The following is a 17,847-nucleotide window of genomic DNA, read 5'->3' as shown; positions in this document are numbered from 1 at the left end:
TTTAATTATGGAAGAATTACATTCAGAGGGCCAACAGGCAGAGCCGCCCGCACCCAAGATCATTGGTCTAACGGGAGGAATTGGCTCAGGAAAAACTACAGTTGCCAAATACATTGAAGAATTTGGTTTTCCGGTTTATTATTCTGATGACCGGGCAAAAGATATTGTCAATGACAGTGAAGAACTTAAAATTAAGATCAAAGAACTTCTGGGTGAAGAAGCTTATGATGAAAACGGTCTATATGATAGAAAGTTTGTAGCAGGTAAAGTTTTTAATAATAAAGATCTTCTTCAGCATTTAAATGAAATCATTCATCCTGCTGTACGTATTGATTTTGAACAATGGGTAAAGAAACAGACCAAATATCTGGTTTTTAAGGAAACAGCGTTATTATTTGAATTAAGGCTTAACAAACAATGTTATAAGTCTCTTTTGGTCACTGCAGAGGATAATATCCGAATCAAAAGGGTAATGGACAGGGATAACAAAACCTACCGTGAAGTAGAGGCTGTTATGGAAAAGCAAATGCCTGAAAAGGATAAGATCAAAATGGCGGACTGTATCATTTACAATAATACCAATCTGGAAGAGCTAAAAGAACAGACGGAAAAAGTCATCTTTGCTATTGAATAAAAATGTTAGAATTTTAACTAACCTTTTAAATACAAAAAGCCCTCTATTCTGAGGGTTTTTTTATTGTAAAACATTCTCCTATACTTAACCCCCATTTGGTCATTAGTAAGCACTAATAATAAATCTATCAACCCTGTTTGACTGTATTATATTCAGAAAATTTCAAAGGCATAATTGGTTTTCAAAATAGAACAAAAAAATAAGCCTTCATTTCTGAAGGCTTATTCTATTTGAAATTTAGATTATTTATTCTTTAATAAATTTCTTTTGAGCAGTATTACCATTGTCATCGATATCTATTACATAAACTCCATTAATCAATTTCGTTACATTAATTTCGTTATTTAATAAAATACCTTCTACAATCACCTGCCCTGCTGCATTGTAAATTTTATATTTAGCTCTTTTGCTGATATTTTTTACATACAGTATTGAGCTTACAGGGTTCGGATAGATCAGGATATCTGTCTGGTCTATTGGATTAGGAACTCCTTGTTTAGAAATTCTTACCGTATAGTCCTCCACTTCTCCATTCTTAACATTCACACAGCTTACAGGAACACCATCTCTTTCCATTGCTACTCTCATTACAACATATTTGTAATCTGTTGTACTTACAAAAGCATCTGCTGGTACTGTAAACTTACCTGATACAGGAGTGTCTGTGTTTGGATTTGAAGTAAATACCTTCTCATAAACATCAAACTCACCGTTTCTATCAAAGTCGATCCAAACTGCAACTCCTTCTTTATACGTTTTTCCTAACCATTTTTTCTCGATGATGATCTCATTATCTGTAGATCCTTGAACTAACTCGATAAATGTTTTAGGAACTCCTGTATAATCTGTATAGCTTGATCCTTTTGACTCATTTTCCATTTTTGGTTTTCCATTTGGAATCACAGTTACCTTGGAGATATATTCTGCTCCTGAGTTTTCTGATGTCATCTTACAGTAAATTACAGTTGGAGTTGTAAAGTAGTAAGGCGGCGTATAGTTTCCTGGTTTTCCACTACAGATATTTACTACCTGCATTTCATACTTCGTCATTTCTACAAGACCATTCAGGATAACTGTATTAACAGCTGTAGGAATTTCTGTCCAACTTGGAATACCTACTTTTCTATATCTAAGAAGATAAGTTGATCCTGGATATGGATCCCATGTAACTTCTGCGGATGTTGGCAATAATTGAGTAATTGTTAATCCTGGAGGAGCAATTTCACATATTCTTACTGTTGTAAATACTTTAGAATTTGAGTAACTGTTCCAACTAGTTTCACCAGCACATTTATTGGCAATCTGAACCTCATAAGTCACAAATGATTCCAGATTATTCAATGGGTATGTATTAGGAGTCGTAAGATCAATTTCAGGTTCCCAAGCTGGAGCACCCACTTTTCTCCATCTCATTTTATAAGTTGCACTCGCTACTACCGGATTCCAAGTAATTAATGCACTTGTTGCAGTAATATTGCTTATTGCTATTGTTGGAGGTGTAGGATCACATCTTGTTGTAAATGTTTTAATTGCTGTAGGAGTACCTGTTATACCTCCACAAACTGCAGACACTTCAACTTCGTAGGTTGTTGCCGGGCTTAATCCAATAAGGGTAAGCGGAACGTTTCCTAATACTGCAGAAGCATATACCTGCGTCCATGTAAGAGTTCCTGCCACTCTGTATTTCACCAGATAAGTTGCTGTATTAGCAGCACCAGTCAAATTAACAACAGCTGTTGTATGAGTTATTGTAGCTATAGGAAAAGTCGGAGGATTTGGTGTTACATTGCTACATGGTCTGATTCTTACAGCATAATCTTCAACTTCTCCATCAATAGCATTTGCACATGCTGTAGGAATAGTTGTACCTGTTGAACGCTTCAATACAACTCTCATTGTCGTTGTATATGGTCCTACATAAGCAGGAGGTGTAGCAGGAACACTAAACAGATTGGTAACCGGAGTAGTAGTACTTGCCGCAGAACCAAGAATTCTTTCATTCGTATCAAACTGTCCGTTTCTGTCAAAGTCAATCCAAACAGCTACTGCGTCATTACCTGTTGATCCGGTCCATCCTTTTGCCACAAGAATTTTATTATCACTAGAACCTGCATCTAATGTAATAAGAGTTGCCGGTGTAGAATAGCTTGTGTAAGAATTCTGAACAGTAGTATTACTCATAGGCGGTACTCCTGGGTTAGAAGAAGTAACCGTAACATTTGAAATATGATCATTATCTCCACTACCTGTTACAGTACAATATTGTAATGGTAATGTAGTAAACTGTACGGAAGCTGACCAAGATCCAAAACTAGTAGTACATTTTGTTGATACCTGTACTTCATATTTGGTTTGTTCTTTCAGAGGAGATGTTGTAGGAATAGTGTATACATTCCCTGGTGCAGGAATAGAAGCAGAAGGAACTGAAGTCCAAGCAGTAGTTCCAACTTCTCTGTACTGCAGCTGATAGGTAGCACCTGTAGCGGCTAACCAAGAGAATGTAGCACTTTTATCTGTAATGTTTGAAACCGTAATATTTGTTGGCGGAGCCGTTGTACATACTGGTTGATCAATCAATCTTACAGCATAGTCTTCTACTTCTCCTTCATCGTATGTTCCAAATGGACCACAAGGAGAAGAAACAGTACCATCCATCATTACTACGCGCATACGAGTAAGAAGTGTTCCATCATAAGTAGCACTGTTTGGCGGAAGTTTTATTTCAAAACCTGCTGCTGCAGTTCCCACCGGGTTAGTAGTACTGCTTGTAGCATTAACGAATCTTTCTGTTGCTTCAAAGACACCGTTTCTGTTAAGATCAATCCATACTCCAACTCCATAACTAGATGTTGATCCAGGCCAGAATTTTGTAATACTAATTTTATTACCTGTTGTTCCTCTAATAAAGGTAACTAATCTTGTAGGATCACTGGAATAATCTTTGTATCCGTCATATCCTGAATTGCTTACCATTAATGGAGCATTTGTAGGAGTAACAACTACTTTACCAATATATCCAGATGGAGTAGCTGTAGGTGGTACATTAGCACAATAAGTAAGGGCTAGTGTTGTAAACTGAGTACTTGTAGAGAATGCTCCCTGAGTTCCACTACAGATTGTTGCAATCTGAACATCATACTGAGTTGCATCAGACAAATTATATAATGTCCAGCTGCTCGTTAATGGAGCTGTAATATCAATTACTTTCCAAGGTCCACCCGCAGATGGTCTATATTGTAATTTATAAGTAGCCCCAACTGCAGGTGTCCATGTAACAACTGCTGTACTTGCTGTAATACTATTTACTTTAATATTAGTAGGAGGCGCTGTTGTACAAGGTACAAGTTCTATCGCTTTAAGAACAATCTGTGGAATGTTTGCCTGTCTGGTACCTGATGGTGGAGAAGCAGGATCAGGATTGGTACCATCACTTCTATACTGCAAACCTCTTTCAGGAGTTCCTCCTGCAAAAGCTCTCCAAGTAGCATATGGACTTGGCGAATAATCTGGTACATTTTCGTCAACACCAATTACAATATTACTTGTTCCATCCCAAAGCAAAGGACTTGTTAACGGTATAGTAACCCAAGTTCCTGACGTCATCGTTGGTACTGTTCCTGACCAAACCTGTTTCAATGAAGAGAATGGTACCCAACTTGAAGTTGTTGTAAAATTGTTTTGTGTTGTATTCCCCATGTAAACTACCCACTCATTGTATTTAGTTTGATCAGGAGCAGGGTTCTCTACATAGAATTTAAGTTCAGTAATGAATTTAGCTGTTCCAACAGCTGCTAATACTTCTGAAGCTTTATAAATTTGTTGAGAATAATTATATCCCCAGTTTGAATTCACAGGAAGTTCGGTACTTTTAACACCAGTACCAAATCCTATTTGCCCAAGTTCAAATGGAGGTCCCGGAACCCATTTACTTTTGTCTGTAGGAGAGCAAAGTGCTCTTACCCACCAATAATAGGTAGTTCCTGCAACAAGCTGAGGTAAATTTGCAGTTGTTCCTGACACGATAATTCCTGCTGGTGCTCCAGCTGCTGGAGGGGTATTGGTAGTACTATAATAAACCTCATACCCGCCTGCTGGTGCAGAAGGTGATGCCGGCCAGCTAACAACAGCACTGTTAGATGTCATTGATACAATTGAACCAGCTGTTGTAGCTCCTGATGCAATTGGAACTGGTACACACGTAGGTGGTGTTACAAACGATTTTGGTATAATGTTCCATGTACTTTGATCTGTCGAACTACATCTTGCTCTTACCCATACATAATATGTTGTATCAGGAAGTAAAGGATCTAATGTCGTCGTTAATCCTGATGGAACATTTTTTATTGGCGGAGTATTCCCATTAGGAGCCGCCCCAGTGGTATTATAATAAATATCATATCCTTCTGCTGGTGTATAACCAAATGAAGACCAGCTTATCACTGCTGTTGTAGCAGTTATGGTTCCCGTTGTTATTGTTCCCGTAGTAGGCATTGCCGGACATGTTGCCGGAGTTGCAAAGACTAGAGATGTAGACCACTCACTTTGTTCAGTTGCACTACATTTTGCTCTTACCCACACATAGTAAGTTGTCAATGGAGTTAATGGGCCTATATTAGCCGTAGTTGTTCCTGCCGGAACTGTTAAATTAGGTGTAGATCCAGCTACTGGTGGCACGTTTGTCGTGTTATAATAAATATCATAACCTTGTGCGGGAGCTGGTATATACGCAGTCCAGTTTATATCAGCATTTGTTGCAGAAATCGTTCCTGTACTTAAAGTTCCTCCCGGAGGCATAGGTAAACATGCTGGTGGTGTACCAAAAGTAAGCTGAATATCCGGTCTGTTACTAGTCAACGTACCAGTTTGAGTGGTTGGTGGATTCGTATCAGTCTGAATATACATATGTCCATTCGTAACATTAGAATAGGTAAGCTTGGATGCACCACTGCTAGTGCCCCCTCCTCCATAATTGGTTTCAACAAGCACCATAAGGTTATCTACTCCATTATAGGTAAAAGGAAGCTGCAAAGGAAGGGTGTACCATCCTGCAGGTATAAGCCCGGTAGTTCCACTAAACAACAAAGTAGCTCCGGAGGTTGCAGTACCCCAGTTTTGCGCTGTCATGGCAGTAGTAGTTCCTACTGGTTTTATATAAATTTTTACTGGTCTTGCAAGATTTACAGCTGCGGTAGAATTCCATCCTAAGGATAGAATACTTCCTGCTGTTCCTCCTGCTGCTGCAATTTCTGCAGCGGTGTAAATTGCAGCGGAACGCTCAAAACCATAATTAACCCCTAAAGGATACTTCTGGGTTGACGTTCCGGTACCAATTGTAATGGTTTGTGCCTGTATGGACAATCCTATGACCATACAGAGCAACGCAATGAGCACCTTAAAAGGCCGGCCCATTTTACAGAGTAAAAGTCCACTCATATTTTTTTAAATTTAATAATGATAACGATAATTAAGAATTATAGTATTCCCTATTTTATGAGGCTGATAAGAAATCACAAAACCTCATTCTTTACAGAAATTCTGTAGTAAAAAAAGTAATTTTATTCCATAAGCTAATATTTTAATATTTACACAAATCTAATCATTTTTTCATTATAATATATTCATTAAAATGTTTTTTTGCAAAAATTAAACAACATTACCCTATATGATTGAAAATAAAAAATCAAATAAAACAATTCATATTCTTTAACATTAAGTACAAATATTAATATTTAACGTATTAATATCTTTATAAAATATTATTACTTTTTACCCTAATAATCCTATTTACTTTTAACGTTGTAGATTAGTTTATATTATTATTATCAATTTTATTTTTTTTATGGATCTAATCTATTATATGATATATTAAAAATATTTTTCACGAGAAATACTTATTATATTTACGATACACTTATAATATTAAAATAAATTCTACTACTAATTACCTTTCTATTGATCCATTTTTTGAGTAACCTTAAATTCCATTTAAAAATTAAGGTTGCTTATTCTTATAAAACAAATCAGCCTTGGGAAAATTCCCAAGGCTGATTGATATGATCAAAGAGTTTTTACTGCAAGTCCGCTAAAACTTATAAGCGATATTCCATGCAAATCCCATATTAAATTTTGAAGAGCTTTTCCCAAATCCCGGAACGATCATTGGAGAAATATTATCCTGTTTAGAAGTATATACCAAATAACGAGGTTGTAGATTTACGTCAATATAAAAATTGGACTCAAATAACTGCACTCTTCCTCCCAAAGTACCCTCCAGCCAGAAAGAAGATTGTGATGAGGCAGGAAACGCCACCGAAGAAGCACTTCCTCCATATCCTCTTACAGGAATAGCCATATATTCTTGATTATAAAATGACCCGGCTACCTTTCCTCCTGCATAAAATCCATTAAATTCATTTTCTTTATCCTTAGCCAGCATATAGAATGCCCCAAGTTTAATAAAGGGACCATTTACTTTAGCGTCATAGCCATTTTTCTGATATACATTTTTTTCAAAACCAGCTTCCGCAATCGCATGAACATTTCCATTTATTTTCGAGGAAATAAATCCCTGATATAACTTTCTGTCTGAAAAAAATCCAACGCCACCATTTAACATATCAAACCCAACCATAAAATTTGGTTCATATTTCCAGTGCGCTTTCTTTTCTTCTTCCTTTTTGCCTTCCTGTGCCCCTATTAAAACCCCGAAAAGGCTACAAAACAAGGTAAAGATTAGTCTTGTCTTCATTCAATATTTGATTTTGTCCGTTTTCTACCTTTTGAATAGGATCAGAAGTTATTAATTCTCCACTTACATTATCATATGTCTTTTTAGCTCCACATCCGGGAGATACATATGTAGCTTGTGTTGTATATTTAACTCTTACTTGGGATACTTTACTTTTGGTAGATGTTTTAAAATAAATATCCGTATAAGGAGAATCATCTACCCTTAAAGGAATAAGCCTTGAATCTATTTTAGTCTGCCATCCTAAATCTACTTTTCCGGAGCCATAATCTACTGCAACAGATAATGAATCTACAGTCTTCTCTTTATTAGAGTCTACTGATCTGAAGGCTATCTTCATCCTTGGAGTTCCTTCACCACTTTCACAGATATCATCATCACTCCCGCAAGAATAAAACATTCCAACCAAGCAGAGCATTATGAGAAATTTAAAATACTTCATAGTAAGATTCAAATTTAATTAAATTATTTTTTAATCAGCAATGCTATATTTTCCACATGATGAGTTTGTGGAAACATATCTACCGGTAAAATTTTCACTACGGTATAATGTTCTTTCATCAGGGCAAGATCTCTGGCCTGTGTTGCTGAGTTACAACTTACATACACTACTTTTTCCGGAGCCAATTTTAATATTTGCTCCACTACTTTTTGGTGCATTCCGTCTCTTGGCGGATCGGTAATCAAAACATCTGCTTTTGGATGGTTTTCCATAAATTCATCGTTAAAGACATTTTTCATATCTCCACAATAGAATGTAGTGTTGGTAAGGCCATTCAATTCTGCATGCTCAATGGCCGCATCAATAGCTTCCTGAACAGATTCTATTCCGATTACCTGTTTTGCATTTCTTGCTACATACTGAGCAATGGTTCCTGTTCCTGTATATAAATCGTACACCACTTCATGACCTTTCAAATCTGCAAATTCAAGTGTTTTTCTGTACAACTCTAAGGCTTGCTTATAATTGGTCTGGAAGAATGATTTCGGCCCGATTTTAAACTTCAGTCCATCCATTTCTTCCATTAAATATCCTTCCCCAAAATAGACATTGATATCCAGATCATAAATAGAGTCATTGGCTTTTGGATTGATGGCATACACCAATGTTTTGATCTGTGGAAACTTCTCTAATATGAAAGCAAAAAGTTTTTCTCTGTTTTCTTTTTCTTCTCTAAACAACTGAAACAATACCATCCATTCTCCTTTAGAGTTTTGTCTCATCATCAGTGTTCTCAGGAAGCCTTCATGGTTTCTTACATCAAAGAAATCCAGACCATTATCTACAGCATATTGTTTCACAGCTAATCTGATGGCATTGGAAGGATCTTCCTGCAGGAAGCATTCTTTAAGATCTAAAATCTTGCTCCACATCCCAGGAATATGGAACCCTAAAGCATCTTTGCTTCCAAAGTTCTCTTCAGAGCTGATTTCATATTGAGTAAGCCATCTTGCATTGGAGAAAGAGAATTCCATTTTATTTCTATAAAAATACTGCTCTTTTGATCCTAAAATCGGCATGGTTTCAAACTCTTCAATACCTCCAATTCTTTTGATATTGTTATAGACTTCTTCCTGTTTAAAATCAAGCTGCTTTTCATAGCTCATATTCTGCCATTTGCAACCACCGCAAGTTCCAAAATGAACACATTTTGGTTCTGCTCTGAAAGGAGATTTCTCCAGTACTTCCACTGCTTCTCCCTCATAATACTTAGACTTGGCTTTTTTCACTCTTACGTTAACAAGATCTCCGGGAATTGCCCCAGAAACCAATACAGTCTTTCCATCTTCCGTTTTTCCAATAGCCACTCCTTTTGCTCCGGCAGTCAACAGCTTTATATTTTCAAGAACTAAATTTTTCTTATTCTTTCTGCTCATTCTAAAATTTTCTATTTTTCCTAATCGAAACTTTAAAAGTTTCATCTTGCAAAAATACAATAAAAAAAACCTTATCCGAGGATAAGGTTCTGATCTATATTAAAGTTTATTATTTTGTAGGTGCTGGCTGAGGGTTTCCTGGCTGTGGTGCAGTAGGATCAATCTGCAATTGTTGCTGCATTTGTGCATTCGGATCTACTTTTGGAGCTGAAAGTCCTGTAAGTTTATCCAAGATGGTTACCAATTCCTGCTCACCAAGGTTTACATATGATCTGCTGGCAATCTTTCCATCTTTATCAATGATTACAAAGCAAGGTAGTTTAAATCCGTATACTCCATATTTTTTAGCAATATCAGACTCCATTCCTTTTTCTCCGTATACATTCACTCCCTGAATTCCTTTTAATAATGAATTGCTGGTTTTGATAAACTGGTCTTTTGTATCATCTACATTTACAAAAACAAAGTTCATTTTAGATTTGTAGAAATTAACAACTTCTTTTAACACCGGTACTGTAGCTTCGCTGATATAAGGATTCCATGAAGCATAGAAGAATAACATGTATGGCTTTCCTTTATTTTCAGAAAGCTTATACGCTTTTCCATCCTGCTTTACCAAAGCGGCTTCCGGAGCAGCTTCGCCAATTTTAATACCTGTAATAGCCATCTGCATTTTCAACAGGTCACTTTTAATAGTAGCGTCTTTGATGTCTGTATCAATAAGTTTTTTAATCTTATCAATATTAGCTGTTGGAGAGGTAGGGTGAATGTCTGCCTGAGCCATTACAAATGCTAAAAGATAATCCTTCGCTGTTTGAGAAAGATCTTTTTTAGTACTTAAATACTTAGCAAACATTTCTGAAGTAGTAATTCCAGTTTTATTTTTACTGTTTGCTTCTGCATATTTTTGAAAATCAGGAGTCATTTTTACAAGAAGATACTGTCTGTAAAGTGGAATAGATTTTACCATAGCCTCTTTATCATAATCCAGTTTAGCTTCATAATCTGTTAAAGCTTTAGAAGCTTTATAAGAAGGATTCCCAGCCATTGCTCCATGAGACATTTCATAATTGGCAAGAAGATTAAGAACCGTTACCTTAACATCATTTTTCTTCCAAGCTAAAAGAGCTTTACTAGGGTTACTTTTGGCCGCAAGATCATCAACATTCTTATTGATATCTGCTTCTACTTTCTGCATCCCTTTAACGAATGATGCCTCATTCCCTGCCATCATCTGTCTCAGATCAATTTTGCTTCCATACTCTCCTAAGAACTTCTGGGTAGCGGCAAGAAAGTCATTATTCTTTTTAGCATCTCCGGTAATCACATATTCATTCGGGAATGTCATTGCATTTCCAGAGATATTTACTTTTTGTCCTCCTTCAAGGTAGATCAGGTTTTGTTTGTTGGCATAATTGATAACGTACATTCCATCTTTAGGTGCTTCAAAGCTTCCTGAAAAGTTACCATCTTTATCCAGACCGATATTAATTAAAGGCAATGTTCCTACTCCGGAAGCTTCTACAAATTCGATTCTTTCTAATGGTGAGCTTCCTGTAATTTTTCCTTTTACTTCTACTTTTTTTGAACAAGACATCACGAAAATCGCGATGATAAACAATAAAAGATATTTTTTCATTTCAATTTTTAATATTACACAAAAATACGCTTTTTAGAGCATGTTAATTCACACGGATAATTTTTTTTAAAAATTTTATCATCACCGATAAAAAGGGATATTTCAATTACTTTATATATCAATTTTTTATCAGTAAAAAACAACTGAAAGGACATGGCGTTTATGTCATTCAACTGCCCTTCAAATATATACTTATTCAGCAAAGTAAACCTAAGATCTGGCAATAAGTTAACAAACTTTAACAGCTAAAATAGTATATCAAAAAAAATCGCTCCCGAAACGAGAGCGATTTTTAAGTATTTGAATCAATTCTATCCTTGATCTACAAGAGCAGACATGTATTCTCTGTTCATTCTTGCGATATTCTCAAGAGAAATACCTTTAGGACACTCAACTTCACAAGCTCCAGTGTTTGAACAGTTTCCGAATCCTTCTTCGTCCATAGCCTTCACCATGTTTAGAACTCTTCTCTTAGCTTCTACTCTACCTTGAGGAAGTAATGCGTACTGAGAAACTTTAGCGCCCACGAATAGCATTGCCGATCCGTTTTTACATGTAGCCACACAAGCTCCACATCCGATACAAGCTGCAGCATCCATTGCTTTATCTGCATCTTCTTTAGGAACAGGAATAGCGTTAGCATCCAAAGTATTTCCCGAAGTATTTACAGAGATAAAACCACCTGCTGCCATTACTCGGTCGAATGCGCTTCTATCCACCATCAAATCTTTGATCACAGGGAAAGCAGCACTTCTCCAAGGTTCAATAACAATAGTCTCTCCATCTTTGAACATTCTCATGTGAAGCTGACAAGTAGTAATACCTGTATCAGGACCATGAGCTCTACCATTGATGTAAAGGGAACACATCCCGCAGATTCCTTCACGACAGTCGTGATCGAAAGCGATAGGTTCTTTACCTTCGTTAATTAAATTTTCGTTCAGAATATCTAACATCTCCAAAAATGAAGAATCTGTAGATACATCTGATATTTTATAGGTCTCAAACTGACCTTTAGTTTTACTATTTTTTTGTCTCCAAATTTTCAGCGTAAGATGTAAGCCTTTTTTTGCACTCATAATGTTATATTTATAGGTTGGAGATTATTTATAACTTCTAGTTTTAACCTCGATGTTGTCATAGATCAGTTCCTCTTTATGCAACACTTCCGCGTTGATATCCGGTCCCTGATATTCCCAAGCTCCAACGTATTTGAAGTTTACGTCGTCTCTTTCCGCCTCTCCATCCGGAGTTGCGTGGTCCCAACGGAAGTGTCCACCACAAGACTCTTCTCTGTTAAGTGCATCGATAGCCATTAATTGTCCTAATTCAAGGAAGTCTGCCACTCTGAATGCTTTTTCAAGCTCAGTGTTCATTCCATCTCCCTCTCCAGGAACTTTTACATTTTTCCAGAAATCGTTTCTTACTTCTTCGATTTCTTTGATTGCTTCTTTTAATCCTTCAGGAGTTCTTCCCATTCCTACTTTATTCCACATAATGTGTCCAAGTTTCTTGTGGAAGTGGTCTACTGAATGAGTTCCTTTATTATTAATGAAGAAATCAACTTTATCTTTAATTCCTTTTTCAGCTTCGTCAAACGCTGCTGAATTGGTAGGAATAGTTCCTGTTCTGATGTCTGCAGAAAGGTAATCTGCGATCGTATAAGGAAGTACAAAATATCCGTCTGCAAGACCTTGCATCAATGCAGATGCTCCAAGTCTGTTTGCTCCGTGATCTGAGAAGTTAGCTTCACCGATTACAAAACATCCCGGAATTGTAGACTGAAGATTATAATCAACCCATACACCACCCATCGTATAGTGAACTGCAGGATAAATCTTCATCGGAGTTTTGTAAGGATCATCAGCAGTAATTTTTTCGTACATTACGAATAAGTTACCGTATTTCTCCTCAACCCAGCTCTTACCTAGATCATAGATTTGCTGATCTGTAGGATTGTGAATATGTTTTTCAATAGCGGCTTCTTTACCTTTTTTCATGATCTCTGTAGAGAAATCTAGGTAAACACCTTCTTGAGTGTCGTTATTTTCGATTCCGTATCCAGCATCACATCTTTCCTTTGCTGCTCTTGAAGCAACGTCTCTAGGTACAAGGTTACCGAATGCAGGATATCTTCTTTCTAAATAGTAATCTCTATCTTCTTCTTTAATGTTTTCAGGTCTTAATTTACCTTCTCTGATCGCTACTGAATCTTCAATCTTTTTAGGCACCCAGATTCTTCCTGAGTTTCTTAATGATTCAGACATCAACGTCAGTTTAGACTGCTGAGTTCCGTGAACAGGAATACAAGTCGGGTGAATCTGTACATAGCAAGGGTTTGCGAAGTACGCTCCTTTTTTGTGGATCTTCCAAGCAGCAGAAACGTTTGATCCCATTGCGTTGGTAGAAAGGAAATATACGTTTCCGTATCCTCCTGATGCAATAACTACTGCGTGAGCAGAGTGTCTTTCGATTTCACCTGTAACAAGGTTTCTAGCAATAATTCCTCTTGCTTTTCCATCAACAATTACCAGGTCTAACATCTCATGTCTGTTATACATTTTGATTCTACCTTTACCGATCTGACGGCTCATTGCAGAATATGCACCTAATAATAACTGCTGCCCTGTTTGTCCTTTTGCGTAGAATGTTCTTTTTACCTGAACTCCACCAAATGAACGGTTATCCAACTGGCCACCGTAATCTCTACCGAAAGGAACTCCCTGAGAAACACACTGGTCAATAATATTTGCTGAAACTTCTGCTAATCTGTAAACGTTAGCTTCTCTTGCTCTATAGTCACCACCTTTGATGGTATCGTAGAACAATCTGTAAGTAGAGTCACCATCTCCCTGGTAATTCTTAGCTGCGTTGATCCCTCCCTGAGCTGCAATAGAGTGTGCTCTTCTTGGAGAATCCTGGTAGCAGAATGCTTTTACGTTATATCCTTGCTCAGCAAGAGTAGCTGCAGCAGAACCTCCTGCCAAACCTGTACCTACAACAATAATATCAATCTTATCTCTGTTGTTTGGTGCAACAAGGTTCATATGATCTTTATGATTTTTCCACTTGTCTTTAAGAGGACCCGCTGGAATTCTTGAATCTAATTTACTCATACTAGTATATTGATATTATTGAGTTATAAAATGAAAAACTGCTACAATGATAAATCCTGCCGGAATTAGGATAGAATACCAAGTTCCGAAAGCCTTAATCACAGGTGTATATTTTGGATGTCTTGCTCCAATAGACTGGAATGAAGACTGGAATCCGTGAGCTAAGTGTAAGCCCAATAGTACAAAAGAGATCACATACAAAGCAACTCTCCAAAGGTCAGCAAACTTCTCATGAAGCTCTGGCCAGAAACGTTCTGAATCAGGAGCTATTCCCTCTACATACTTATAGTTGATTTCATGTAACCAGAAATCATATAAGTGAAGCGCCAGGAAAGCCAACACAACAGCTCCGGAAATAATCATATTTCTGGACATCCATGTTGAATTTACAGCAGCATTGTTTGATGCATACTTTACTGGACGCGCTTTATTATTCTTGATCTCCAATACAAATCCCATCGCAAAATGGAAAATTACTGCAAAACCAAGAATAGGCTGCATTAAGAACTGCACAAAAGGATTATAGCCCATAAACTCAGATGCTGTATTAAATGCATCTCTGTTTAGAACTGATAACAAATTGGTTGTCAAATGCAGTATAAGAAAAATCAGCAAAAACATAGCTGATAATGCCATAGCGTATTTTCTACCTATCGTAGAACTCGTTAAACCTGCCATATAAGTTTAAATTTGAATTTCCCACAAAATTAAGAAATGTTAACAATATCGAAAAGTGAGAAATCTCACAATTAGACAGTTTGTAATCTTTCTAAATAAGAGCTTTACACGTTATAAATAAAGGAAAATGAAAAAATCCAAAAACTTTATTTCATATCATAAACATGATCCCTAAAAACTATTTTTTTAGTTGAAAAAGGAATCTTTTTTATCTCAAAATGATCTATCCTTCTGTAGGAACAATACGGCTCAATGATAAATTGTAAAACCTTCTCTCTGTTTGTCCTATCAGGAATCCAAAAACAAACTTTATTTCCTTTCTTGACGGAGATGATTTTATTCTTACCAAAGGAATGAAAAAGGACTTCTTCCTTCTGATTTCCAACAATATTACATCCTATCCTCACCATCAGAAACGCTACAACAGCCATTATGAAATTCATGGAATTTTTAAAGTTTATTTTTAGAATCAATGCTCTTAACAAATATATCGCGATTGATATGGCTAATACTTCAATCAGATTCATCGGAATACTTTTAATTAATGCCATATCTGCCCCAGCAAACCAGTGAATAACCTTAAGAAGTATTTGTATAACTCCATCATACAACTTATTAATAAAACTAAAATCCACACCAAAAGCAATAAGAAACGTCATCAGAAATGAAAACACAATGATGACTTCAGAAAAAGGAACAATAATAATATTGGCAACAATTGAAACAAATGAAAACTGATGAAAATAATACAGAACCAGCGGTAGTGTTGCCAACTGTGCTGATATGGATATTGTAATGGTATTAAAAATCAATTTTTTGAAATAATGATCAGCTCTTGGGAAATACTTCAAAAGCGGCTGATTCAACCAAAAAATTCCTAATACTGCCACAAAACTAAGCTGAAAACCCACATCAAAAAGCTGCTGAGTATCCAAAATCAGAATCATAAATGCCGATAATGCCAATGAATGCAGCAAATCCGGTTTTCTCTGCAATAGAATAAACATAAAATAGACACTCAACATGATACAAGACCTCAGCACTGAATTTCCAAATCCTATAAATAAAGCAAAGAGCCAAATAAATATCAAACTTAAAACAATGGCGTATTTTCTGAATTGCAAAGGAATACAACGGATCATCAAAAAATAAAAAAGTCCAAAAATAATGACAATATGAGTTCCAGAAATTGCCAATAAATGAACCAACCCAGATCTGTTAAAATCCTGTACAGTGGTCGCATCCATTTCAGTCCGGTCCGCCAGAATAATTCCTTTTAGAAACTCTCTGGTATTAGCGGACATTTCCGTTTTGTTAATTTTCCTCAGAACATTGAACCTGTATTGCCTGATTTGCTCAGTAAAACTTAAATCATTCCGCTCTACCGAGGAGAATTCTTTCGAAATATAGGTTTGATAATCAATATTTTTTCGTTTCAGATATTGAGCATAATTAAACTGAAAATCATATTGAGGCTTCTGGGGTTTCACAATATAGGCTTCAGCTTTGTAATAATGCTTACCATCTAACTCTTCGTGATTTTTCGGAATATAAATAACCGAATTAAAAATAGTTTTCTCCCATTGAGCTATCCCTTGATACTTCTTATACTTTTCTGTTGAATTTAATTTCTGTGAAATTTTAAAAACAATAGTTTCGCTTTTATTCACAGGTATATCATTCTTTTGAGGCAAGGAATTACAGAAATGAAGAATTATACCTATTCCAAAGAACAATATTCCCAAAAGAATATCCCTGATTTTATATAAAAAATATGTGGTAAAAAATATAGAAATTAAAATCCCAACATTCATAATCACAATACCATAGATCCCTTCTCTTTCCAATAAAAATTGATCCTGAAAAAAAATTCCAAGAACAAAGCATATGGCTAAGATTAACAGTGGTTGTTTATTCAATTTCAATTAATTACATCACCAATATAGGAAATTGATCCATAGATTATTATCACTGTAATTACTAAATAAAACACCCTGCTAACTTCAAATAGATTAACAGGGCGCTTATTTTTTTGCTATGAAATTAAGTTTATACGAAAAAGTTTTATTTTATTTTCAAGAACTTATCCGTCAAACGTTTTGTTTCTTTAATGTACATCCATGGATCTTTACCATAATCTTCATAGATGAAATGGTCTGTCTTTTTAGGAATTGCAGGCTCTATCTGGGTTCCTTCATGCCATTCGTTAAATGAGGTAATGCCTATAAATTCAGGATTCACTTTAATGGCAGCATCAAACATTCGTTCGTAATATTTTCCATTTTCTCTGCTTTTAAAATTGGCTTCATTCCAAGGTCTGATTCTGGTATCGGAATAACCCGGACCTACACATGGAATAAAAATAAGATGATGATCTTTTGCATACTGTGCCATATACTCCCAGTTAGAAGTTGTGCTTCCGAAAACAAAACCTTCACTGGCAAAATAAGTATAAAAGCCATCAAAACCGGAAGCATCAAAAAAAGCAGAATCTTTTTTCTCTACCCACAGTCCAATGTAATAGGCATCTAGCTCTGTATTACGGACTGTTTTCTCACCACTTTTGGAAAGAAGTTTTGACCATTCTTCTGGAGCTATTTTATAACTGTCATAAACATAATACAAAGGTTTTCCATCTTTCTTGTAAAAGGCTGGATGATGAGCGTATGTTTTAACAAGATAAGAAAGCTGATCTCTAAGTTCTGTAATAGATTTATAGAAAGGTTCTATATGAAAGGCTATTTTCAAATTAAAACGGTCTGCAATATCAAGATACTGCACCAGACTTTTATCTGTAAATGAATTTTTTCCTAACCAACTTACAACCACAACCCCCACACCAGCTTCTTTCATCATCTTCATGTGTTTTTCTATGATTATTTTATCATTGGAGCTATAATTCCCTAATTCCGGGTAAAAATTGGCGCCAATATCATCTCCGCCTTTGTAGTGCCCAAGATTATTCCATTTAGGATTATTCCAATGCGGGATAATTTCATGATTCCAATGCTGTAGACTTCCGTCTGTTTTTTGGTTTCCGTACCAGCCATAATAGAAAATCTGGACTTTATCTCTTGATAGCATTTCTTTTTGAGCAAAACTTAATGAGAAAATTGTACAACCAAGTAATAATAGAAAATTCTTTAAATACTTC

11 protein-coding genes are annotated in these 17,847 nt (G+C 36.0%); 1 reads left to right on the top strand and 10 read right to left on the bottom strand.

The genetic code is table 11. The annotated features are described in order from the left end of the window. Positions 1 to 7: 7 nt before the first annotated feature. On the top strand, positions 8 to 634 hold the full coding sequence (gene coaE, locus AC3HD6_RS12120) for a dephospho-CoA kinase (RefSeq protein WP_488896566.1): 627 nt from the start codon (positions 8 to 10) through the stop codon (positions 632 to 634). 246 nt (positions 635 to 880) lie between these two features. On the opposite strand, the gene AC3HD6_RS12115 is transcribed toward coaE, so the two are convergent. From AC3HD6_RS12115 to AC3HD6_RS12070, 10 genes are all read right to left on the bottom strand, one after another. Beyond that, positions 881 to 6,067: a fibronectin type III domain-containing protein gene (locus AC3HD6_RS12115; RefSeq protein ID WP_488896565.1), complete on the bottom strand. Its 5,187-nt coding sequence runs from the start codon at positions 6,065 to 6,067 to the stop codon at positions 881 to 883. A 649-nt stretch (positions 6,068 to 6,716) separates the two neighbouring features. Beyond that, a complete protein-coding gene (locus AC3HD6_RS12110; protein WP_488896564.1) occupies positions 6,717 to 7,382 on the bottom strand; it encodes a DUF6048 family protein in 666 nt (221 codons plus the stop codon). Next, positions 7,348 to 7,800, bottom strand: coding sequence for a DUF6452 family protein (locus AC3HD6_RS12105; protein ID WP_232815968.1), 453 nt, complete (start codon positions 7,798 to 7,800; stop codon positions 7,348 to 7,350). The genes AC3HD6_RS12110 and AC3HD6_RS12105 overlap by 35 nt, the downstream gene beginning before the upstream one ends. A 47-nt stretch (positions 7,801 to 7,847) precedes the next feature. Beyond that, positions 7,848 to 9,260: a 23S rRNA (uracil(1939)-C(5))-methyltransferase RlmD gene (gene rlmD / locus AC3HD6_RS12100; RefSeq protein WP_488896563.1), complete on the bottom strand. Its 1,413-nt coding sequence runs from the start codon at positions 9,258 to 9,260 to the stop codon at positions 7,848 to 7,850. A 109-nt stretch (positions 9,261 to 9,369) separates the two neighbouring features. Beyond that, positions 9,370 to 10,899 carry a TlpA family protein disulfide reductase gene (locus tag AC3HD6_RS12095; protein ID WP_488896562.1) on the bottom strand — a complete coding sequence of 510 codons (1,530 nt, stop codon included), beginning with the start codon at positions 10,897 to 10,899 and terminating at the stop codon, positions 9,370 to 9,372. Positions 10,900 to 11,210: 311 nt separating this feature from the next. Then, entirely contained in the window at positions 11,211 to 11,978 is a 768-nt protein-coding gene (locus AC3HD6_RS12090; RefSeq protein WP_068944803.1) for a succinate dehydrogenase/fumarate reductase iron-sulfur subunit, read from the bottom strand. Positions 11,979 to 12,002: 24 nt separating this feature from the next. Then, positions 12,003 to 14,015, bottom strand: coding sequence for a fumarate reductase/succinate dehydrogenase flavoprotein subunit (locus AC3HD6_RS12085; RefSeq protein ID WP_488896561.1), 2,013 nt, complete (start codon positions 14,013 to 14,015; stop codon positions 12,003 to 12,005). 15 nt (positions 14,016 to 14,030) lie between these two features. Continuing rightward, positions 14,031 to 14,693 (bottom strand): succinate dehydrogenase cytochrome b subunit, encoded by a 663-nt coding sequence (locus tag AC3HD6_RS12080; RefSeq protein ID WP_068944805.1) that lies wholly within the window; start codon positions 14,691 to 14,693, stop codon positions 14,031 to 14,033. Positions 14,694 to 14,839: 146 nt separating this feature from the next. Continuing rightward, the gene (locus AC3HD6_RS12075) at positions 14,840 to 16,612 is read right to left on the bottom strand and encodes a ComEC/Rec2 family competence protein (RefSeq protein WP_488896560.1); all 1,773 of its coding nucleotides are present in this window, start codon (positions 16,610 to 16,612) and stop codon (positions 14,840 to 14,842) included. Between the two features lie 145 nt (positions 16,613 to 16,757). Next, positions 16,758 to 17,777, bottom strand: a complete 1,020-nt coding sequence (locus tag AC3HD6_RS12070) for a glycoside hydrolase family 99 protein (protein ID WP_488896559.1) — start codon at positions 17,775 to 17,777, stop codon at positions 16,758 to 16,760. Positions 17,778 to 17,847: the final 70 nt, after the last annotated feature.

This window comes from Chryseobacterium sp. II3a (assembly GCF_057815135.1).
The sequence above is the reverse complement of the archived record's forward strand: the minus strand, read 5'-3'. Positions and strand labels throughout refer to the sequence as shown.